The sequence below is a fragment of the Paenibacillus sp. oral taxon 786 str. D14 genome (assembly GCF_000159955.1).
Classification (GTDB): domain Bacteria; phylum Bacillota; class Bacilli; order Paenibacillales; family Paenibacillaceae; genus Fontibacillus; species Fontibacillus phoenicis.
Window position 1 is genome coordinate 1 of record NZ_GG695987.1, and the last position, 21,117, is coordinate 21,117.

Genomic DNA, 21,117 nt, shown 5'->3' on the forward strand with positions numbered 1-21,117 from the left:
CAATAACGGTAAAAAATTCCGCTATTCCCGCTGAAAGGAAAATTTTTCTTGCCATACTCCCCAATTTAAGCCGGCGTTCGAAGAGATGATCCGCAGCTTCTCGGCTTCATAAACTGATGTGGTTGTTTTTTTGAAGCACGATAAGCTATTTTAGAGGTAACTTATCAGATGAATCGGTGAACAAGGAGGGATGGATGATGCGGCAGGTGGATCTATCGGAAATGATTCGCCCGGCAAGCCGACGGAAGCAAAAGGAGATCATCCGTACTTCGGTATCTTTAAAGCCTGCGCGATTGGAGGCCGAAATCAAGCTGTTAGCACGAAGCGTGAGAAGCCGATTTTTGAAGAGTCTTTCGGAAGGACGCATTCAAATCAACAGCGAGCGAGAATGGACCTTACGTTAAAAACCGGGGAGGGACGTCATTGTCTACCATATGGGAAAGTGAAGGGTTTCGGGAAAAATTGATCGAGGTAAAAAATCAGCCCCAAGCGGCATAAACCACTTGGGGCCGATCTTTTTTTCGGATCGTGTCCGAGACTTACCGGATCACGATTTTGTGAACCACGCTGTTCACCGCGCCGGCGTCATCGGTCACCGTCAAGGTGACGGTGTACGATCCAGCAGCGGAGAAGCGGTGTTTGACTTTGGGGCCGAGCTCGGTGCCGCCGTCGCTGAATGACCAGCTGTAGCGGACGATGCGGCCGTCGGCATCCGAGGAGGCGGAACCGTCAAAGTCAATTTGCTTATTCTTGGCCGCACGCTCCACGGCATGAATGACGGCTACCGGCAGGACGTTTGGCGTATTTCCGGGATCCTCGCCCGGATTTTCACCCGGCGCGCTGACGAACAAACGGCCCGGCGCTTGGAAATCGCCGCTGTTTCCAGCCGCATCGCGAACTGTAACCACGATCACGCCGCCTTCCAAGACAAGCGAGGCAGGTGTCGTGTACGTTCCTTCATAGTGCCCTGGTTCAGTTTCCGTCATCGAAATTCCGTTGCTCGAACCGCCCGATAACGATAACGGCAGTTCGATGCGGAACGAAGCCGTCAGCCCTGGAACGCTGTCAAAGGATACCGTCACCGCTTCACCTGCTGTTAAATGAACATCCTCTGCCGGTGTCAGATTAGTGATCTCCGGCAGCTCGGTATCCACGTAGACCGTCCGAGTGACCGTGGTTTCGTTTCCGGCGTGGTCCGTCGCGGTTACGGTGATCAGATTCTCACCGGCATTAATCAACATACGGTACGCGAACGCGCCGCTGCCTTCCAGCGGAACTTCTTGTCCGTTTACGGTCAGCTTGTTGATGAACTCATCAAGCGCAGAACCCGTCACGTTCAGCACTTCCGAATTGGTTCGGAAGCCGTCCACCGGTGAAACTATTTCGAGTTCCGGAGCGGTGGTGTCCAGTGTAATTGTGACTGACAGTGAACGATCTGTTGCTTTTCCGTTCACGATGACTTCGGCGGACAACGCGTTGGCTCCGTCATGAAGCTCGATCGGCAGACTGAATTGTCCGTTTTCAACCGTAGTTTCACCCGCCAGCTCGGTGCCGTTGTACACCTTCACCTCAGCGTCGTTGGCTGGAGAGGTTCCGGTCACGGTAAAGGTAGATTGATTCGTATAAGAGCCGTCCTCCGGCGACGTAATGACCGGCGCGTCCACCGGATAACGCACGATGGCACGAATCATGAAGTTGCCTTGTGCTTGTTCCGCCAAGCTCCACGCCCCATTGATTCGATTCCAGCTGCGACGGGCGTTCGGGCTGGATTCGTCGGCTGCAAGCCCCGGAGCGTTTGTTCCGGCCAAGGTTTGAATGTACACGATGTAGAAGTCGCCTTCGACAGTGACCGGTTCCGGCAGCTCGAGCACGGTCCATTGGTCATTACGCAATGCGGTACCGTCAAAAGGACCGGCTACTTGCCGACCTGGCGCTCCGTCAGGGCCGGATGCGTCGTAAACGGCGTATTGAAACTCGGTTCCGCCCGGAACAGGCCATTCGGTATTCCAGAATCGAATCGATGCGCCGGTGACTTGCACCGCGCCGGCTTCCGGCGTCATGCGTACCGCCCAGGCGTTGTTTGCCGCGTTGAAGGCCCAAGCATTTTCCGGCGTGCCATCATCGTAGGCGATTTCGCCCGGCAAGCCCACAAACGGCCTGAGCGCCAACGAGCCGTCGGCTGTACCGTTCGGCGGTACCGTAACGGTTAACGTATTCGCGTAATAATCGGCCGCTCTTGCCGACAAGGTATAGGTGCCTTCCAGAAGCTCTAATGAGAAGCTGCCATCAGCCCCGGTGATTTGCGGTGCAACCATAGCATCTTCATGCACCATTACCGTTGCGCCTTCAATCGGCTCCCCAGTACGTTCATCGGTAATCGTTCCGGTGAGCGTACCTTTCGGAATCGGCTGCAGGGTGAAGTTGACCTTGGCGTTTACCTGATCGGCGATGGTCACATTGGCCGTTTGCGGATAATAGCCGTAGGCTTCCGCTTTCAGCGTGTAATCCCCAGCAACATGATTCAAGCTGTAGCGTCCGGTGGCTGGATCGGTTTTTACAGAGCGCCCGGTTTCCACCACCGTCACGGTTGCGCTGGCCGGCAGGCTGCTGATGCCGATGTCACCGGCTGGCTTCGCTTGTTTCACCTGCTGCTCGAATTCGGCCTTGCTTGTGCGGGTCAGCTTGTAGGCCGGCCCGGATTTTACGGCCTTGTCCGTTTTTGCTCCGGCTTCGCCAAGCACGTTTTGCGTCACCTGATCTTCCGGTGTATTTACGCTAAGCACCTGAACGTTGTCGATGTACCAGCCGGCTTTCACAACGCTGCCGTCCGTCGTTAAACGGAACCGCACCTGAACTTGCTCTCCGACATAATCTTCGAGATCGTAATAAGCGGTGCTCCAAACCTTGCCATTGGTGCTATGTGAAAATTTGCCCAGCTCGTTCCATGTCGTTCCGCCGTCGGAGCTGATTTCCACATAACCGTTATCATAATTGGTTTCAATTTCAAACCAATGATCAAACACAAGGGTAGCATTATCGACGGTGCTCAAATCGATCGTCGGGGAGATGAGCGAAGCATTTGTTCCATTCTCATAGTTGCTGTCGAGATCGGTTCCCCATACGTTTGGCTCGGAGACAGCGCTAGCCGGACCGGGTTCCACCGGGGTGCCGCGTTCCCATTCGTCCCGCGTGCCGCTGTGCGTCCAGCCGTTATCGCTGCTGCCGTCAAAGTTATCACTGAATACCGTCACCGGACGTACAACTGTCAGCTCCAGCTCATTGGATTTAGGGCCTTCGTTGTCACTGTAATCCGTAGCGGTGACCGCATAATAATAGGTATGATCCGTTTCAGTTGTTGTGTCGGTAAATTCCGTTTGGCCGCTTGTACCGATCACCTCATAGCCGGAGCCCGAAGTGGTCGAGCGGTACACCGTGTACAATTTCACGTCCTCATCGGCGGACGGAGACCAGGACAACTCGGCACTGCCGGCAAAGTTCACGGAGCCGGTCAGATCGGCAGGTGCTTCAGGTGCGGTGGCGTCAGGTACTTGCAGGGACAGATCGTCCAGGTACCAACCGGCCTTATGCACGGAGCCGTCGCTGGTCAGTCCAAACTGCAGGTAAACTTGTTCACCGGCATAGTCGCGCAGGTCCAGGTATTGTGTTTTCCAGCCGTCGCTTGTGCCAGTGAATTCCGCTACCGGTACGAACGCGTAATCGGTGTCTAAAGAAGCGATATACACCGTGCCGATATCGTAGCCCTCCTCAAGGTCATACCAATGCTTAAAAGAGAGCAATGCCCCTTGCGGACTATCGGTCAAATTGATCGGCGGCATAAGCAGATACGAATTGCTGTTGGGGGCGTAGGTGCCGGTCAGATTGCTGGCGTACACCTTCTCACCGGAGTAGGCGCTGCCCGGTCCGCTGACTGGCGTTCCCCAAGCCCAAGTGTTGCCGGCTCCGCCAGACTGGAATCCGATGGGTTCCGACTCGAAATCTTGCAAATATCCGGGCTCGATCCCGGCTGACACCGTCACAGAATAGTGCTCGCTGTCAAATCCGTTATTGCCGTAATCATTCACGTGGATATAATATTCAAGGCCGGCTGTTCCGATCAGGAAAGCGGGGATGATGGCTTCATATACGCCATCCTTCTCGTTTCCGGATACCCGTTTGGCCGGAATATATAAATAATGGCTGGTTCCAGCTTCTTTCGCATAAAAATCGACCGATGTGACCGCCACCTCGTCGCTGACACGGGCGGATAATGTCAAATCAAAGCCTTCATATATTAAGGTAGGCGGCGTATGCTCTAGGACCGGTTCGTCCAAGTCTTCTCCGCCGGTCACCACGCGACCTGAGACGCTGCCGATCCCTTGGAGGACAGAGCCTACGGCGTTCAACGCATTTACAATGCCGTATCCATATCCGTTATTAGGGACTGTCTCATACTCGGCGTCTGTCCGCGGTGTGGCCGTGCTGGTCAGGATTTCCTCCAGCTGGTCTACCGTGAGGGAATGGTTGGCCTGCAGCAGCAAGGCCGCGATGGCTGTCGTATGCGGGCCTGCCATCGAGGTGCCGTCCCAGCCGCCTTCATAGGCACCACCGGGAACGGAGGACCGAATGTTGACCCCAGGTGCGGAAACTTCCGGTTTAATTTCACCGTAAGGCGAAGGTCCACGCAAAGAGAAATCCGCCAAATTCCCGTTGATGTCCGTAGCACCGGTGGCAAACGCTTCAGGATAGTTAGCTGGCGCAGCTACCGAACCGGGACCGCCGGGGTTGAAGATATCGGTGTTGCCCGCCGAGAACTCAGGGAAGATTTGCGCGCTTCTCCAAGCTTGTACGATCGGGCGGAACCATTCATCAATACCGGGGCCTCCTCCCCAGGAATTGTTCACCACGTCCGGAGCCAGCTCCGGATGCAGATTCCCTTCGGCATCCACCGGGGCGAGCAACCATTGGCCGCCGTCCAGAATGATGGCATCCGTGGTGGAGGGGTTAAAGATACGGACTGCGATCCATTTCGCCCCAGGCGCGACGCCGATCTGGTTCGAGCCGTCCGGCTCCGAACCAACCATCGTTCCCATGGTGTGCGTGCCGTGGCCGTGGCTATCGGTAGGCAGCGAAGCATGGCTGTGCGGATCATACCAGCTGAGTTCGGGATTCACGATATTGCCCGAAGCATCAAGGGCCCGCCATTTGCTCCGTAGAGCCGGGTGGTTGTAATCTACCCCGGTATCGAGGTTAGCTACAACGATGCCGGTGCCGTCGATGCCCATATTCCACACCTCGGGGGCATTGACCTGGGCGATGTTCCACTCGACGCTGCTTGGAGTAACGTCGGAGGGAGCTTGACTTGTACCGCCCAGCGAAGAAGAAATTTCGTCGGCCGGTTTCGCGGCAGGCTCTGCAGCCGCATCTTTGTGGATTTCAACCTTTTGCAGATGTCGTTCTTCATTCGGCAGAATTTTCTCCACTTCGGGGAAAAGGGCGATTTGCTCCAGTACTTCTTTCGAGCTTGTCACCGCCATGGCATTTACGATAAAGTAGCTTTTGTAGTCTTTCACCTCTCCGGATTGCTGGGCTTTCCGCAAGTATTCCTCCAGCGCATATTGGGTGCGGGAGGCCGTTTCGCGCAGGGCGCTGACAACGGAAGTCCGTACGGACAGCTTCGCGGCGGAAGGAGTGGATTTCTCCAGCTGGGCTTTCTGAAGAGCCAGCTTGGCGACCGAAGTTGTATCGGTCTGCTCCTTGAGTTTGACCAGGTAGGTGACGAAGTCGTCTTGCTTAAACTGGGTCTGCAATTTAGCGTCGATCTTGGCTTCGGCCACTTGGGGCGCGGTCGATCTCAGGCTGCTTTGTCCCGATACGCTGCTGCTGCTGGCGGAGGCGACGGGAACGAGAGTTAACGCAAGAAGGATCGACATGCCAAGCGAGAAAGGTTTGCGAAATCTCTTGAGACTTATCAACTTCTTCACTCCCTTTGATTAAGTTTTAAGCCCAACATCCATCCTGTGACGGCCGCCCGGAGAAACGAATAGCTGAGTCCGGACGCATTACGCCTGACAAAAATTGAAGCAAGTGCCTCTTGGGTATATCACCTCCTTCATGTAAAATAGTGGAAGCGGGTGTAAGTAAGTCATGGTGGATGTGGATGTGAGTTGAAGCCAATGCTGTGGAGAGAATCGTTTTAGTTTAGCAGGGGTCATAGAGTGAAGATAAGTTAACACGGAGCGCACCTTATTTTTCAACAATTCATAAAATAAGGTAAAATCTGGGGTTGTTACGGACAGTATATATCTGTAAAATCAGGTATACAAGTGGGTGGATGAGTAAAATATACATATTTTCTTATAAAAATAGGAAAAAATAACTAGAATTCAACGTGAACCACCGGAATTTATGTAAGATATCTTGACATCTTGCTAGCTTCGGTTTACATTAAGCACAAATTCATATCGGCGAATGAGGATGATGGGAGAGTCCGCGGGCTGATCCGAAAAGGGACGCCAGCTTAGCGGCACCGAAGGAGCAAGGGCCGGTCCTGCAGCCGGCAGCCGAATCTCTCAGGTACAAGGACCATGATCGGACGCCACTCTGGAGAGAGCGAACAGCCACCCAAGAGGTACATGGACCCGGATGTTAAGTTGAACCGGGAACATTAAACTTTCAGGTAACGGGGACAGAGCGAAAGGCAGCAGCCTTTTTGCTCTGTCTCTTTTTCGTCATAGAAAAAATGAGGGGAAGATGTAGCGATGCGATTTAAAAGCGTATTTTCTATTATCGGTCCGGCGATGATTGGGCCTTCCAGCTCACATACGGCCGGGGCTGTACGGATTGGACGATTTGCCCGTCAGCTGCTCGGAACCGCGCCGGTCAAGGCGGAGATTTGTTTCTACGGCTCCTTTGCCGAAACGTACAGCGGGCACGGTACCGATCTGGCCATCGTTGGCGGCATTCTGGATTACCGTACGGACGACGAGCGAATCCGCCAGTCGATGCAGGACGCTGAAAAGCAGGGGATTGAGGTGGTGTTTGCCACCGGAGTCCTGCCTGGGGCCCATCCGAATACGGTAAAAATAAAACTAACCCGCCAAGACGGAAGTCATATCGAGGTCATGGGGGCATCCATTGGCGGAGGGACGATCGTCATTCGCAACATCGACGGTTTTGAGGTGAAATGCTCAGGCGAGCTGCCGACGCTGGTCATCTCCCACGCAGACCGGCAAGGGGTACTGGCAGGGATTACGGCCTTGTTCAGCCGGGAGAACGTCAATATCGGCTACATTATTACCGATCGGAAAGGGCGGACCGCTGAGGCACTGACTGTTGTGGAAGCCGATTCGTCCATTCCGCCGGAATTAGTGGAGGCGATCCGTGCGTTGGAGCATGTCAGCCAAGTGTCCTATATTGATCTGACGAAGTAAAGCGAGGAGGGAGCACGATGCGTTTTAAAAATTTACGTGAGCTGGCCCAGCTCTGTGAGCGGGAATCTCGCACGATTTCCAGCATTATGATTCAGGACCAGGTGGAAGAGAGCGGGCAATCGGAGGAAGAAATTTTGGCCGCCATGAACGAATACTACCAAATCATGAAAACGGCGGTGCATAAGGGGCTGACGGAGGATATCGTCTCCACAAGCGGGCTGACCGGCGGCGATGCCAAAAGGGTGGAGGCTTACCGCAATCGCAGTGAGACCTCGGTTGGTGACATCGCATGTCAGGCCATGGCTTATGCGCTGGCCGTGTCCGAGGTGAACGCTTCGATGGGCCGGATCGTCGCCACGCCGACGGCGGGCTCGTGCGGCATCATCCCCGGCGTGTTCGTCAGCGCCCAAGAGCGCTTCGGCTGGGAGGATGAGCATCTTGTGCGCGGGTTGTTTTGCGCGGGGGCCATCGGGTACGTGATCGCCAACAACTCGTTTATTTCCGGTGCAGAAGGGGGCTGCCAAGCAGAAATCGGATCGGCGATTGGGATGGCGGCCGGTGCAATGGTTGAGCTACGCGGCGGGACGCCGGAGCAGGCGGTGCACGCCGTTGGCCTCGCGTTAAAGAACACGCTGGGGTTGATCTGTGATCCCGTTGGCGGTCTCGTCGAAATTCCTTGTATCGTGCGTAACGGCTTTGGGGCGGTGAATGCGCTGGCTGCCGCCGATATGGCCTTGGCCGGTGTGCGCAGTGCGATCCCGTCGGACGAAGTCATCGACGTGATGCTGGAGGTGGGCTCGGCGATGCCCAGCCGCCATCGCGAAACCGCGCAGGGCGGGCTGGCACAAACGCCTACCGGCCGCAAAATCATGAAGGAGCTGCGAAGCCGGAAGAAGTAGAAGGAGTTGCTCCAAAGGTTTTCTTTTTTCAGAGGTAGGGTATGGATTTTGACGGTCGATGACCGAACCCACTTTGCGGGAAGCGACCATCGCGAGGATCGAGCCCGGGAAGATGACCAGTCCGGCATGGCTGGCGGTTAATCCGAAGCGATGCACTAAAATTTGCGGCAGCAAAAACAAGGTGGCAAAGCTGCCAGCGATACGGCCGACATGATCAAGGCCATCGCTTTGCCGCGCCGCTGGATCGGAACGTAACGGGATAACGTAACCATCGACAACGAAACGACCGCTCCGGCACCGGATGCTTGCACGACGCGAACGGCGAGCAGAATCCAGAAGCTCGGGCTAAACAACCCGGCGACGGCGGCGAGGCCCAGTGTTGTTCGAAAATTACCGAATGATTGAAATATATCATGCCTTACCTTATGATATAAATAGGGGAGAATGAATTCATCACGAAATTTAGATATAAAGGAGTTTTCCTTATGAAGGTTCTATATCACCCCGAACGGGATGAAATCCAATTGTCTTCCGTGTTGTACGCTTTAAGTGACCCGATTCGGCTTAGCGTTGTGGCGGAAATGCGCCGCTGCGGCGAACAGCCTTGCAATTATTTCGAGGTTCCCATCGCCAAATCGACGTTGTCGCACCATATCCGGACGCTGCGGGAAGCCGGCGTCATATCGACCCGGATCCAAGGCACGCAGCGGTTTATTTCGTTGCGGGAAGTGGATTTGGAGTCCCGCTTCCCAGGTTTGCTGACCTCGATCTTGGAGGCTTATGAGAAAACAGAACATAAAGAGCTAAACGTCAAATCGAAGTAAGATGATAAGCTGATCGTTAAAATAATACGAATATCCGATTAGGTAGAGACTTGAGTGAGAAATCGAAGCCAAAGGGGAGCTTACCTTATGTTAAATCTGGATCTCTCAGGACAAATTGCGCTGATTACCGGAGCGACTGGGCAGTTAGGCCGGGTAATCACCCGGACGTTGTCCGCTTGCGGAGCGAAAGTGGCGATTCACTACGTGAATAATGAAGCCAAAGCCCAGGAATTGCTGCAGGAGATTACCGAAGCCGGCAGAGAAGCGATGATCGTGCGAGGCGATATCACGAAGGAAGCGGATATCCAAGCGATGAAAGCGAAGGTAGCGGCCGAGCTTGGCGATCCGGATATCGTCGTCGCCAATGCCGTGGTGCAGTATAACTGGACCTCGGTTCTGGAGCAGCCGGCAGAGGATTATGTGAGCCAATTTGAATCCTGCGTTCTGCAGAGCGTGTTTCTGGCCAAGGCGTTTATTCCGGCGATGATGGGCAAAAGAAAAGGTCGCTTCATCGGAATTAATACCGAGTGCGCCATGCAGAATTTCCCCAACCAGTCGGCGTATACGGCAGGAAAAAGAGGCATGGACGGCGTTTACCGCGTCCTGGCCAAGGAGGTTGGGGAGTACGGGATTACCGTTAATCAGGTCGCCCCGGGCTGGACGATCAGCGATCGCGACCGCGAGCTTGCGGATCGGAATGATGCCGCTTATATCGCTGGAGTTCCGCTGAAGCGGCGGGGGGAAGATCAGGATATTGCCAATGCGGTTGCGTTCCTGGCTTCCGAGTTAGCCGGTTTTATCACGGGGGCGTACCTCCCGGTGACCGGTGGAAATGTCATGCCGGCCATCTAGGCCCATGACGACGACCAAGCTCTCGGGCAAGCAAGCCACCCCGAAGGCATACCTATCGGTACTCGGCCTGTGCTGGCTTGCGCTTGGATCGAGCGCCGCGGTACACCGCCGCCTTTGGGGATAGAGCTGCTGGTTGAAGCTGCATTGCCGGACTTAGACAGCGGGCTTCAGGAGGAGATCGGCCTGCTGCTGGCGCGTAAGCGGAGCGGAGCCCATCCGGAGCCTGAGCCGTGTCTTCTGCGAGTAGACAGCTATTTGTCCGACCGGATAGAAAAATTTGAGCAACTCGCATCGACCTGGGAATCCCAAAGCCCAAATACGGCCCCGGCTTTGTCAGTCATGTTGGATGAAGTGTTCATTTCTGTCCTGCAGGAAGTGTGGAACATGAGATTAGGGTAAGAACCGCTAAGGGAGTCTTGGCGGTTCTTTCTTTTTTCTCTTTTATAATAAACTTCAAAAATTAGTGACACAGATGCATAAATGGTCTATAATCAACGGAAGAAAGCATAATGTAACAGAATGATCAAATAAGTAATACAGTCGCCGGAGTGAGAGGAGGGACGCTTATCATCACGTTGGAGCATGTCAGCAAGACGTACAGCTTGCGAAACGGGCGATTTGAAGCGTTGCGCAATGTCTCCCTGCAGATCCCGGAAGGCACCATCCACGGCATTATCGGGCCCAGTGGGGCAGGAAAATCAACGCTGCTGCGAATGATGAACGCTCTGGAGCTGCCGGATCAAGGGAAAGTGACGGTTCTGGGCCAGGAGCTCACTGAGCTCCCTGAAACTGCGCGGCGCGAGGTACGGCGCTCGATCGGCATGATCTTTCAGCAGTTCCACCTGCTGAATAACCGGACGGTCAGTGGGAACGTGTCGGTACCGCTGGAGCTCGCCCGCTTGCCCAAGAAGGAGCGCGCCGAACGCGTGCGGGAATGTTTGCGTTTCGTCGGCCTGGAGGACAAGGCCGGCCAATATCCGGCTTCCCTCAGCGGGGGGCAGAAGCAGCGGGTGGCGATTGCACGGGCGCTGGCGAGCCGGCCAAGCATCCTGCTGTGCGATGAGCCGACCTCCTCGCTGGACCCGAAAACCACGGCAGAGATTCTCGAGGTGCTGCTGCATATCCACCGGACATTAGGGATGACGATCGTGATCGTCACGCATGAAATGGACGTGGTGCGCAGCATTTGCCAAGGGGTTTCGGTGATGGAAGAGGGCCGGATCACCGATGCGTTTACGCTCCAGCGGAACGATGCGGAAGTGGGCACCGCCGCAATGGCTGGTTACCACGCTTCGTATCGGGAGCAGTTGCTTGGCGGGATGGAGGTGTAAGGGCGTTGGATTTTCTCATGATGATGTGGGATGGTTTCGTCCAGTATCGCAGTCAAATTGGCGAAGCGATCGGCGAGACCTTCGTGATGGTTGGGATCGCGCTGCTGGCGGCCTTACTGATTGGCTTGCCCCTAGGTACAGCCTTGTATCTGACCGGTAAAGGCCAGCTATATGAGCACTCCCTGAGGTACGGCCTGCTAAACGGGATCGTGAACGTCGTTCGCTCTTTTCCGTTCCTGCTGTTGGTGGTGTTTATGATTCCGCTCACCCGCCTGATCGTGGGCACGGCGATCGGGACGCTGGCCGCCTCGATTCCGCTGGCCGTTGTGGCAATCGCTATTTATGCGCGGTTTGTCGAGCAATCGCTGCTGGAGGTGCCGCGCGGCGTAATTGAATCGGCACGGTCCATGGGGGCGTCCAAGCTGCAGATCATCACGAAATTTTTGTATGTAGAAGCCCGTCCCGGCCTGGTGTTGGGGTTAACTTCCTCGACGATCAGCTTCATTTCCTTTTCGACGGTCATGGGTGTGGTCGGCGGCGGAGGGGTTGGCGATTTTGCCATCCGTTACGGTTATCAGCGGTTCGAAACCGAGCTGATGGCTGTGGTGATTGTGCTGATGGTAATTTTGGTGCAAGGAATTCAATTTATAGGAAATGCGTTGTCCCGATGGTTGGATAAACGCTAACAATGGAGGGAGAAATCATGCTGAAAACAGGAAAATGGATCATGTCGCTCGTACTGCTGATGTTGGTGCTGAGCGCTTGCGGTAATAACAGCAACACCTCAAATAACGGGACAGGTGTGGGAGCACCGGCAGCGGCGGATACGGAGACGACAGAGAACGGAACCACGGAAACTACACTGAAGGTGGCTTCGTTGATTCCGCCGATGACGGACATCCTGGAGCTGATCAAACCGCAGCTGAAGGAAGAGGGCATCAACCTGGAAGTTGTGATCTTGTCCGACAATGTGCAGCCAAATGATGCGCTGGCGAACAAGGAAGTGGATGCGAACTTCTTCCAGCACGTCCCTTGGATGGAGGAGTACAATAAAAACAAAAACGCCAACCTCGTTCCGGTTCAGCCGGTGTATCATGCGGTATACGGCGCTTACTCCAAACGTTATAAATCCATGGAAGAGCTCCCGGACGGAGCAACGATCGTGATCGCAAACGACGCGTCTAACGGAGGACGCTCCCTTGACATGCTGGACAAAGCCGGCGTGATCAAGCTGAAGGAAGGCGTAGGGATTAACGGGACTCTTGCGGATATCGTAGAGAACAAGCATAATTATAAATTCGAGGAAGTTGACCTGCTCATGCTGGCCCGGATGCTGGACGATGCCGATTTGGTGCTGATGACCCCGGCTTATGCCAGCCCGCTGGGACTTACGCCGAAGAAGGATGCCTTGCTGACGGAAACCGTCGAATCGGCATTTGCAATCACTTTGGTGGCTCGTGAGGACAACCGTGATTCCGAGCCGATTCAGAAGCTGGCAAAGGCGATTTCCAGTCCGGAGGTCAAGAAGTTTCTCGAGGACAATTACGACGAGATTGCGATTCCGGCGTTCTAATTCAGTGTCCTGACACGAAATCTCGACACGGCGCCTTGCTGATCGGAATAGGTCAAACTTCCCTCTTCATAGGATGATGTTAGCATATGATCCATATGGAGGAGGGGAGTCGATGCAGGTTCATATCGTCCAGCCAGGCCAAACGACGTATAGTATCGCACAAGCCTATGGCGTACCTTATGAGGATATCGTTGAAGCCAATGAATTGCCGAATCCGGAACAGCTCGTGGTTGGACAAACCTTGGTCATCCCGATTGTCGGCAGCTATTATTGGGTTCGGCCTGGGGACAGCTTATGGTCGATCGCCCAGCGATTTGGATTAAGTTATCAAGAGTTAGCCCGCGTTAACGCCATTAGCGTAGAGCGCCCCCTTTCGATCGGGTTTCGGCTGTACATTCCGCCGCGGCCGCGAAGAAGCGCTGAATTTAACGCTTATGTAGAACCGCGCGGCGGAACGGTTTCTCCGGCGCTGGAGGAAAGTGCGCGGGAAGCAGCGCAGCACCTGACATACCTGGCTCCGTTTAGCTTCTTAGCGCAACGGGACGGATCGCTTCGAGAGCCTCCGCTAAATCAATTTCCGGAAATTGCCCGGGCGAACCGGGTCGTGCTGATGATGGTGATCACGAATCAGGAGAATGATCAGTTCAGCGACGAGCTTGGCCGGATCTTACTCAACGATATCCCGATTCAAGATCGTTTTTTGGACAACATCGTCACGACAGCAAACAAATACGGATTTCGCGACATCCACTTTGATTTCGAGTATTTGCGGCCCGAAGACCGGGAGGCATACAACGCTTTTTTGCGTAAAGCCAAAGCGCGGTTCGCGGAGCAGGGCTGGCTGATGTCGACGGCTTTGGCGCCCAAGACCAGTGCCGGTCAGCAAGGCAAATGGTATGAAGGACATGATTACCGGGCCCACGGTGAAATTGCCGATTTTGTCGTGATCATGACCTATGAATGGGGCTACAGCGGTGGACCGGCCCAGGCGGTGTCGCCTATTGGTCCAGTCCGCCGGGTTCTTGAATATGCGCTGACGGAAATGCCAGGCTCCAAAATCATGATGGGGCAAAACTTATATGGGTACGACTGGACGTTGCCATTTGTGCCGGGAAGCACCGCACGGGCGATTAGTCCGCAGCAGGCGATCCAAATTGCCGCGCGGCATGGAGTCGCCATTCAATACAGCGAGCGGGATCAGGCACCGTTCTTCCATTATTGGGATGCGGAAGGAAGGGAACATGAAGTCTGGTTCGAGGACGCCCGCTCGATCCAAGCCAAGTTTAACCTGATCAAGGAGCTGGGGCTGCGCGGAATGAGTTATTGGAAGCTGGGTTTAAGTTTTCCGCAAAATTGGCTGCTGCTCGAAGACAATTTCGAGGTGGTCAAGCGGGGATAAAGATGAATTGTTGGGACATGATCAGGCTTTGTGATTTTTGCAACAGAGTCGCTTGACAGCCTGCGTTATGATAGAAACAACTTAAGTAATCCAAAATTAAATGAATAGAGATCTTCGGGGTAGGGTGAAATTCCCGACCGGCGGTGAGGTTTCGGCAAGAGGGAACCGCAGCCCGCGACTCGCAGATGGCCTTCACGGCCCGAAGCGACTGACTTGGTGAGAATCCAAGGCCGACGGTAAAGTCCGGATGGGAGGAGATCAATGAAGCTGAAGTTTGAATCAGGGACCTGCCATGGTCGCCTGCCAAGCTTATTTGGTCAGCCCCCGCAAAGCCTTTAGGAAGGTCGATGCGGGGGTTTTCTACGTAGACCCTCTATTCAAGAAGGGGACAGACACCATGGAGAAAGTCAAAGTAAGCAGTGGTATCCAAATTTCTGCTGGATTGAATGCAGGGGCACTTACGGGCGCATCCGGTCAGATTCAGCACTCGCCCAGAACGGCTCAAGCACGCAAATCGCGCAGCGGTTTCTGGCTTGTCGTGTTGGGTGCAGCATTGTGGGGCGTAGACCCGTTGTTTCGGGTGATCCTGCTGAAGTCGCTGACCTCGGCGCAAATCGTATTGATTGAGCATCTGATTATCGCGCTTTTTGCCATACCGGTCTTATGGAAAAACCGCACCGAGCTTAAAGGGCTTGGTTGGCGTCAAGGGGGCGCGCTGCTATTTATTTCGTGGGGCGGTTCGGCCATCGCCACGATTCTGTTTACGTTGGCCTTGTCAAGCGGTGACCTGAATGCAGTCCTGCTGCTGCAAAAAATGCAGCCGCTGTTTGCCATCCTGCTGGCCGGATTGCTGCTTAAAGAGAAGCTGCCGCGCCACTTTTTCGGATATCTGCTTATCGCGTTGCTTGGAACGTATTTGCTGACCTTCGGGTTTACGATGCCGATTGGGCATTGGAGCGATTTTGTGCAGATCGGCAGCCTGTTGTCGCTAGGCGCTGCCGCATTGTGGGGCGGATCCACGGTGATGGGCCGGTTGATGGTAGGGACGATGAAATATGAGACGGTGACATCGTTGCGGTTTATTTTGGCACTGCCGCTGCTGCTGGCTATCACTTGGAATGAAGGGGCCGCCTGGAGCCTGCCGACCGGCACCTTGCAAATCGCCGCATTTTCCCTCAATATGCTTGGACAAGCGTTGTTGCCGGGGCTGCTAAGCCTGCTCGTCTATTATAAAGGGTTGACAACAACCAAAGCGTCGGTCGCCACCCTGGCGGAGCTGAGCTTCCCAATGGTTGGCGTTCTGATCAACTGGATTGCGTTCCAGCAGTTGATTACAGTAGCCCAGGCATGTGGATTCGTGCTGATTTGGGGCACGTTATTCCTGATCTCCCGTCAGGGAGATACCAACCAATAATCCAGCAAGTCGATGAAAAAGCGGGATTTCCTCCTGTCCCACAGGATGGAAATCCTCGCTTTTTTTTCATTCTCCACACCCCTCTTTGGTGAAATTTGTTATGTGATAATAAAAAGTATCAAAAAAGGATGAAGATCATTTGTCGGGAGACGGTGGGAAGTTTCATGTTGGATTTCCAAAGAATCGGCGGGCCTTCATGCACCATACGCGGGAGACATTGCGGCAATGCTGGAAGGGGGGATTCCCGCCTCGTTTATTTTGATCGATGTCGACCACTGTAAGACGATTAACGACTCCTTTGGCCATCATATCGGAAACGAGCTGCTGCGGGAATTCGCCGGGAAGGTCCATCCTCGACTGCGGGAGGGGGATTTGTTTGGCGCATAACAGCGAAAGGCCGGGCCCATTAGGGCCCGGCTTTTGAAGATTTCAGAAAGTATAAACTTCGGGGCACTGGCATCCTGATATCGCAAGAAAAACTTCCGCTAAACGCGGTCTGTCTACTTTGAATTTACGTCGACAGACGTTTTTCTTAAGATATCAGAAAGTATAAACTTCGGGGCACTGGCATCCTGATATCGCAAGAAAAACTTCCGCTAAACGCGGTCTGTCTACTTTGAATTTACGTCGACAGACGTTTTTCTTATGTTGCAGGCGGGTTTATTTCTCGTCCAGCCACAAAATCGCTGTTACACCGCGCGGATAATACCGGCTGCCGCAGATCACGCCGGCCATCATCTGGTCGCTCCAGCTCCAGTAGGCGTTCTTCTCGGAAGTCAACCAGGCCACATGCGCCGCATCGGCTGCTTGCCCTCGTTCGTCCCAAGGGAGGCCGAGGATCCGGCGGGCGATGAACTGGCAGAGATAAATTTTGCTGAGCCAGGAGTTGTTGCTCGTCGAGGACAGCTTCCAGCCACCGTCCTCGAACAGGCAGATCCCCGGCTGCAGCACCGTGTTCAGATGCGTGGAGAGCGCTGCGATATATGCGCCGAACCGACCGTTTGGATCCAGCGCTTCCTCGCAGCCGGTGTAAAGCGGGAAGATGAGCCCCTCGATCGCAGGAATGATCTTGGAGTCATTGTTCTCTTGAATGACGGCCGGAATGTAACCGCCTGGCAACAGGTGCGAGGTAATCGTGCCTGCGCACAGCTCGGCTTGTTGTCCGGCCAGCGCAGCCGCCGTTTCGCGGCTGTTGTCGCGAAGCAGCTTCTCCATTGCGACGTACGCCGCCCAGCTCTTGCCGGCCAAATAGATGTTGTTCCGCGCTTGCCCCAGCGAGACATCCAGGCTGTCATAGGTGGTAATCTCCGCTCCGCCCATCGTTCGGGAGCTGTCGAGGCCCATGATGCCGGTACGCTGGGACGGGTCAGGATGGTCGCGGTTCACCATGCTTTCCAGACATTGCTCTAGGATCGGCAGGTTGCGGTCCAACCATTCGCGGTCGTTCGTTTGATGCACGTAAACGGTGGCGCTTAGCACCCAGTTGACGAGCTGCTCATGAGTCATGTGAGAGAAGCAGTCATCGATCGCATGCAGCTCATAAGACGAATAGCCGGGACGGGAGAACGAGTTAGCCACGCCCATGTCATGCGTGAAGCTGATGCCGCCAGGATATTCGGTCGGATCCCCGGGAATCCGCACCGTATCCCGATAGCTGTAGCGGCTGGTGTAAAGGTCGAGTTCGTTTTTGACCGTCCATGGATTCATTTTTAGCTCGTAAAACAACTGGTCAACCAGCAAATCAAACGTATTCATCATCCGGTATTCGCCTTCATTGACGATCCAGAGCGGTTTGCCGTCATGCTCCAGCAGCTCAGTGGAACCGTAATAGCTGCGGATGGCATGCGCGAGCATAAACTTCTGGTCCTCGCTTAACTTGGCGTCGTTAACGAGCGCGTCCGCTTGGCGGGCGACCTCCAGCTTGCGGTCGAATTGTGCTAACGCATATTCAGCCACTTCTTCGATGTTCGCGAAATACCGCGTATAGTAGTAGGACGCATCCATCCCGGTCGTGACGTAACCGGCACGGTAGAAGCAAAGCGCAAAGCGGTAGGTGGCTTTCTCGCCAGCCGGTGTATCCATAAGCAGCGCGCCCACCGGCCCAAGGCCAAACCGGAGGTTTTCCGGAACCTTTGGCTTAAGAATCGATTCCATCTTAAAAAATCCGGCGCTGGTAATCCGCGGATCGCTCGCCGCAATAGCGGTATGGCGGCCTTGGCCAATGCCGCAAATACGTCCGCCCGTCACGTCCTCCAAGCGGCGGATGGCGCTGACAGGGTCATTGTTTTGCAGACCAAAGAAGGCTTTGCGCGTCGACGTTCCCCGGGTGTTGTCCACCGTGATCTCTGCAAGCACGGCCGGCATCAGCGCGAAACGCAGCTGCTCTTCCGTTGCCGTCTCGGGGTCAGGCACGCCTTCAAACGGAGAGATCAGGCGGAACGTCAAATCGCCGGCTTGCCATTCGTCAATCGCCGCACCAAACCGGCGGTCGATTTCGCTCCGGTTGTACGGGGTGATGAGATCGCTTTCTTTTTGCTGAACGGAATGCTGCTGGCTGGAGCCTGAACCGCTCTCCTCGGTCGTATAACGATCCCGCTCGTCCAGACCTTCGCCGAAGAACGGTAAAGCCCGGTAACGCTCTTGCCCATCATCCTGCAGTCCAATGTAGATGTTCTGTTTTGGCGGGCTGCCCAGCTCAAGGTCGAAGCCGCCGCTTTGGCCGGGATAACCTAGCGTAAAGCTGGCGAACGCTCCCATCGGGGAGTGATGCGCGTTAAAAAATATATTTTTACCCAAGTTAATTACCTCCTGTTCAATTCACAGCGGTTATGCTAGTTTGATTATAACAAGGCTTTGGAGGAACGCCCATGTCCAAACCGCCAATCGATTTATCCAAAACGTTCACGGTGGCGAGGCGGGGGAAAGCGATCATAGAAAAGCGGAGGGATAAGGGTGGCTAGAGAGCATCAGGTTACCGAGTATATGCTGCCAAATATGGATTCGACGTTTAAGCTCTTTGCCGCGCATTTGCGTACGGTAACGCCGGAGTGGTCGTATCCGCGCCACAGCCACCCGCTGTTTGAGGTGAACTTGCTGCTGGCAGGCAGCCAGGAGATGATCGTCGGCGGCAAACGTTATGTGCAGCAGCCCGGCGATTTCCTGCTGCTTCGCCCTGAAGACGTGCATGAAAGCCGGGCGCTGGGGACGGAGCCAATGACGTATTATTGCTTGCATTTTAACGTCGACGAGCCCGTGCTTCGCGAGCTGTTGTGCCGAGGCGAGACACCGCTTCACACCGCAGACGGGCCGCTGGCCCAAGTCATTCGGCCGAGCTTGGACAAGCTGATCGCGCTTACCTCGGACGGGTCAGGTGCGAAGCTGGCGGACAAGATGCGGGCGATGGCTGCGGTGTTCGAGCTGTTTGCCGGCCTGAGCGAAGGGCTGGCAGAGCAGGAGTCCGGCGCGCCGAGCAGCCGGATGAACCGGATCGCGGCGGAGATCGCCGCCGCGCTGGAGCGCAGCGTCGAGGAGCCGGAGACGGCCTGGAGCGCGTCAACGTTGGGGAACGCAAGCTCCGGCAGCAATGGCGCCGGCGGGGATGGTTCCCATGGCAGCATCACCGGCGGTAGGAGTTGCGGCAGTAGCGTCTCCCGTGGTAACGGCTCCCACGGTCGTCGATCCGTCGACGTTCTGGACGGGGACCGGTCGCGTGAGACCGTCGCGGCGGTTACCGCTGGACTTGGGTACAGCGCGTCCTCCTGCAATCGGATCTTCCGCAGCGTGTACGGGATGTCGCCGCGCCAGTATTTATCGGCGCTGAAGCTAAAGAAGGCCAAGCTGTTGCTGATGGAGCCGGAGCTATCGGTCGAAGCCGTCTCGATACGACTTGGCTACAAGGATATTGCCCATTTCAGCCGGCAGTTCAAACGCTGGACCGGCGAATCGCCCGGCAAATTCCGGAGCCGGTTTCATATTTAACTTTATATAGAAAGGGGTTGGCTGCTTTGACCATGGAAATTGAAAGCGCTGACTTACTCGCGTTGCCGCTCCGCAAGCGGATCGCCTTTTTTGGCGACAGCATCACGGAGAATGGGACGTATATCCGTAATTTGGAGGCTTTTTTCCTGAAGCATCTGCCGGAACACCGGCTGGCCGCCGCTGGCGGAGGCGCTGCAGCTGGCCGAGGCACTGCTGCCGGCGATCGAGCGCGCCGCCGTGATGTAGGGCGGCGCGGAGAGCGCTGAGGCGCGCGAATGGATGGGGTTCGCGCGCACCGACCTATACTTCGGCGCCTTCGCGGACGCCGACCTGGCCCTGCTCGAGCAAGGCTGGCACCTAGCCTACTGCCGGCTGAGCCACCTCTACGGCTGCCCGTACGCCGCCGGGCAGATGGAAGCATTTCGCGCCTGGCTGACCGCGAAATACGGGCTCGCCCCGAAGCCGGTGCTGCTCGTATCCGGCGACGCCGATCTCGACGTGCCGTTTGAGGAGAACGGGGCGGTGCTTGAGCGCACCTACCGGGCACATGGCGGCACGGTGACGACCATCCTCAAGCCAGGCGGCGGCCATCACCCACACAGCTTGCCCGACGTTACGCCGATTATGCAGTTTGTCCTTTCTTCGGCTGCGAACCGAATACAGTAGCTGCCTATAGCCGTCCGATGTGTGTCGGACGGTTTTCGTTAGGGGAGGGGAACATAGTCTAGCCGCGCTCTTTTCAACGATTATCCCGTTGCATCAGGCAATGAAGAAAGAAAAAGAAATATGATATGCAAAGTCGAAGTAAGATGCTGCAAGAAAACCGATAAGTACGGATATATGCGATAGGGGGAACAGAATCTCTCTGCGGCCCTTTTTTTGACGATTATCCCGTTGAATCAGCTGGTGGAGAATGAGAAGGAAGTAGTCAAGTCAAGTACAGTAGTAAAAAGATGCTGTGAGAAAACCGATGGATAGGAACATATGAAGGAACATATGAGCGACAACTCACTGAGTAGAGATAGATTGCGAAAAAAATTCGGTATAGCTGAATTCGGTATAGCTGTAAATGGGTCGATCAGCTGTGCTCGAAAGTCAAGGTAGGAGGCTCCTATTTCCTGTTGTTTGGCATTCCAATCAGCACCTCTATCATTGCTATTAATAACCTCTTAGTACCTCGATTAGCAGGTTTACGCCGCTGCTGCAAGGAAGGGCTTCTGACCACGTGCGATTAACTGGCGGTAAGGGATCGCTGGAATGGACAGGCACATTTGCAGCAGGTCCTGGCGCATTTCTTCCTCGGAGAAGGTCATGCGCAGGTAACGGCGGACGGTGTACTCATTCAAATACGCCTGCAAATGCGTTATCCCCAAGGCAACATACGTGCGTCTGATAGAGTCCCTCGCTTCTCTCACAA

Annotated in this window: 19 protein-coding genes and 2 riboswitches; of the genes, 15 read left to right on the plus strand and 4 right to left on the minus strand. The window is 55.0% G+C overall.

The features are described 5' to 3' along the window. Nucleotides 1–194 precede the first annotated feature (194 nt). Complete coding sequence (locus POTG_RS17655) at nt 195–404, plus strand: hypothetical protein (RefSeq protein WP_157273497.1); 210 nt, start codon at nt 195–197, stop codon at nt 402–404. Nucleotides 405–539: 135 nt separating this feature from the next. Here POTG_RS17655 and POTG_RS17660 read toward each other — a convergent pair whose 3' ends face one another. Next, nucleotides 540–5,972, minus strand: a complete 5,433-nt coding sequence (locus POTG_RS17660; protein WP_009226213.1) for a S8 family serine peptidase — start codon at nt 5,970–5,972, stop codon at nt 540–542. Between the two features lie 496 nt (nt 5,973–6,468). After that, nucleotides 6,469–6,595, plus strand: a riboswitch (glycine riboswitch). A gap of 163 nt (nt 6,596–6,758) precedes the next feature. Between POTG_RS17660 and sdaAB the strand changes: the two genes are divergently transcribed. Continuing rightward, nucleotides 6,759–7,430, plus strand: a complete 672-nt coding sequence (sdaAB, locus tag POTG_RS17665) for an L-serine ammonia-lyase, iron-sulfur-dependent subunit beta (protein ID WP_009226214.1) — start codon at nt 6,759–6,761, stop codon at nt 7,428–7,430. 17 nt (nt 7,431–7,447) lie between these two features. Further along, the gene (gene sdaAA, locus POTG_RS17670) at nt 7,448–8,329 is read left to right on the plus strand and encodes an L-serine ammonia-lyase, iron-sulfur-dependent, subunit alpha (RefSeq protein ID WP_009226215.1); all 882 of its coding nucleotides are present in this window, start codon (nt 7,448–7,450) and stop codon (nt 8,327–8,329) included. 155 nt (nt 8,330–8,484) lie between these two features. Here the strand turns inward: sdaAA and POTG_RS24965 are convergent, their stop codons facing one another. Next, the gene (locus POTG_RS24965; protein ID WP_232282344.1) at nt 8,485–8,682 is read right to left on the minus strand and encodes an MFS transporter; all 198 of its coding nucleotides are present in this window, start codon (nt 8,680–8,682) and stop codon (nt 8,485–8,487) included. 132 nt (nt 8,683–8,814) lie between these two features. On the opposite strand from POTG_RS24965, the gene POTG_RS17675 reads away from it, so the two are divergent. The 9 genes from POTG_RS17675 to POTG_RS23320 all read left to right on the plus strand — a co-directional run bounded on the left by POTG_RS17675 (nt 8,815) and on the right by POTG_RS23320 (nt 16,109). Next, entirely contained in the window at nt 8,815–9,153 is a 339-nt protein-coding gene (locus POTG_RS17675) for an ArsR/SmtB family transcription factor (RefSeq protein ID WP_009226217.1), read from the plus strand. Nucleotides 9,154–9,240: 87 nt separating this feature from the next. Then, a complete protein-coding gene (locus POTG_RS17680; RefSeq protein ID WP_036646080.1) occupies nt 9,241–10,005 on the plus strand; it encodes an SDR family NAD(P)-dependent oxidoreductase in 765 nt (254 codons plus the stop codon). A gap of 69 nt (nt 10,006–10,074) precedes the next feature. Next, nucleotides 10,075–10,404 carry a DNA polymerase beta superfamily protein gene (locus POTG_RS17685; protein ID WP_009226219.1) on the plus strand — a complete coding sequence of 110 codons (330 nt, stop codon included), beginning with the start codon at nt 10,075–10,077 and terminating at the stop codon, nt 10,402–10,404. A 167-nt stretch (nt 10,405–10,571) separates the two neighbouring features. Then, nucleotides 10,572–11,336: a methionine ABC transporter ATP-binding protein gene (locus tag POTG_RS17690; protein WP_157273503.1), complete on the plus strand. Its 765-nt coding sequence runs from the start codon at nt 10,572–10,574 to the stop codon at nt 11,334–11,336. Between the two features lie 17 nt (nt 11,337–11,353). Beyond that, nucleotides 11,354–12,022, plus strand: a complete 669-nt coding sequence (locus POTG_RS17695; RefSeq protein WP_036646124.1) for a methionine ABC transporter permease — start codon at nt 11,354–11,356, stop codon at nt 12,020–12,022. 17 nt (nt 12,023–12,039) lie between these two features. After that, on the plus strand, nt 12,040–12,909 hold the full coding sequence (locus POTG_RS17700; protein WP_036646083.1) for a MetQ/NlpA family ABC transporter substrate-binding protein: 870 nt from the start codon (nt 12,040–12,042) through the stop codon (nt 12,907–12,909). A 112-nt stretch (nt 12,910–13,021) separates the two neighbouring features. Continuing rightward, the gene (locus tag POTG_RS17705; protein WP_009226223.1) at nt 13,022–14,308 is read left to right on the plus strand and encodes a LysM peptidoglycan-binding domain-containing protein; all 1,287 of its coding nucleotides are present in this window, start codon (nt 13,022–13,024) and stop codon (nt 14,306–14,308) included. A gap of 106 nt (nt 14,309–14,414) precedes the next feature. After that, a riboswitch (FMN riboswitch) is annotated at nt 14,415–14,571 on the plus strand. 134 nt (nt 14,572–14,705) lie between these two features. After that, nucleotides 14,706–15,722 carry a DMT family transporter gene (locus POTG_RS17710; RefSeq protein ID WP_009226224.1) on the plus strand — a complete coding sequence of 339 codons (1,017 nt, stop codon included), beginning with the start codon at nt 14,706–14,708 and terminating at the stop codon, nt 15,720–15,722. 225 nt (nt 15,723–15,947) lie between these two features. After that, on the plus strand, nt 15,948–16,109 hold the full coding sequence (locus POTG_RS23320; protein WP_009226225.1) for a diguanylate cyclase: 162 nt from the start codon (nt 15,948–15,950) through the stop codon (nt 16,107–16,109). Nucleotides 16,110–16,382: 273 nt separating this feature from the next. Here POTG_RS23320 and POTG_RS17715 read toward each other — a convergent pair whose 3' ends face one another. Continuing rightward, nucleotides 16,383–18,518, minus strand: a complete 2,136-nt coding sequence (locus POTG_RS17715; protein ID WP_009226226.1) for a glycoside hydrolase family 52 protein — start codon at nt 18,516–18,518, stop codon at nt 16,383–16,385. Nucleotides 18,519–18,674: 156 nt separating this feature from the next. Here POTG_RS17715 and POTG_RS24970 point away from each other — a divergent pair, with 156 nt between their 5' ends. The 3 genes from POTG_RS24970 to POTG_RS17730 are packed head-to-tail and all read left to right on the plus strand — an operon-like array spanning nt 18,675 to nt 20,366. Next, a complete protein-coding gene (locus tag POTG_RS24970; protein ID WP_009226227.1) occupies nt 18,675–19,700 on the plus strand; it encodes an AraC family transcriptional regulator in 1,026 nt (341 codons plus the stop codon). Nucleotides 19,701–19,726: 26 nt separating this feature from the next. Beyond that, nucleotides 19,727–19,966: a hypothetical protein gene (locus POTG_RS17725; RefSeq protein ID WP_036646084.1), complete on the plus strand. Its 240-nt coding sequence runs from the start codon at nt 19,727–19,729 to the stop codon at nt 19,964–19,966. Nucleotides 19,967–19,979: 13 nt separating this feature from the next. Then, nucleotides 19,980–20,366, plus strand: coding sequence for a hypothetical protein (locus tag POTG_RS17730; RefSeq protein WP_009226229.1), 387 nt, complete (start codon nt 19,980–19,982; stop codon nt 20,364–20,366). Nucleotides 20,367–20,890: 524 nt separating this feature from the next. On the opposite strand, the gene POTG_RS17735 is transcribed toward POTG_RS17730, so the two are convergent. Next, on the minus strand, nt 20,891–21,117 hold a 227-nt coding region (locus tag POTG_RS17735), incomplete at its 5' end, for a hypothetical protein (protein WP_036646086.1).

What these genes read in the sequence shown, in the direction of transcription:
- POTG_RS17655 (WP_157273497.1), top strand. Translation starts at nt 195, where the DNA reads ATGATGCGGCAGGTGGATCTATCGGAAATGATTCGCCCGGCAAGCCGA.
- POTG_RS17700 (WP_036646083.1), top strand. Translation starts at nt 12,040, where the DNA reads ATGCTGAAAACAGGAAAATGGATCATGTCGCTCGTACTGCTGATGTTG.
- sdaAB (WP_009226214.1), top strand. Translation starts at nt 6,759, where the DNA reads ATGCGATTTAAAAGCGTATTTTCTATTATCGGTCCGGCGATGATTGGG.
- POTG_RS17680 (WP_036646080.1), top strand. Translation starts at nt 9,241, where the DNA reads ATGTTAAATCTGGATCTCTCAGGACAAATTGCGCTGATTACCGGAGCG.
- POTG_RS17695 (WP_036646124.1), top strand. Translation starts at nt 11,354, where the DNA reads ATGATGATGTGGGATGGTTTCGTCCAGTATCGCAGTCAAATTGGCGAA.
- POTG_RS23320 (WP_009226225.1), top strand. Translation starts at nt 15,948, where the DNA reads ATGCTGGAAGGGGGGATTCCCGCCTCGTTTATTTTGATCGATGTCGAC.
- POTG_RS17705 (WP_009226223.1), top strand. Translation starts at nt 13,022, where the DNA reads ATGCAGGTTCATATCGTCCAGCCAGGCCAAACGACGTATAGTATCGCA.
- POTG_RS17675 (WP_009226217.1), top strand. Translation starts at nt 8,815, where the DNA reads ATGAAGGTTCTATATCACCCCGAACGGGATGAAATCCAATTGTCTTCC.
- POTG_RS17710 (WP_009226224.1), top strand. Translation starts at nt 14,706, where the DNA reads ATGGAGAAAGTCAAAGTAAGCAGTGGTATCCAAATTTCTGCTGGATTG.
- POTG_RS17730 (WP_009226229.1), top strand. Translation starts at nt 19,980, where the DNA reads ATGGGGTTCGCGCGCACCGACCTATACTTCGGCGCCTTCGCGGACGCC.
- sdaAA (WP_009226215.1), top strand. Translation starts at nt 7,448, where the DNA reads ATGCGTTTTAAAAATTTACGTGAGCTGGCCCAGCTCTGTGAGCGGGAA.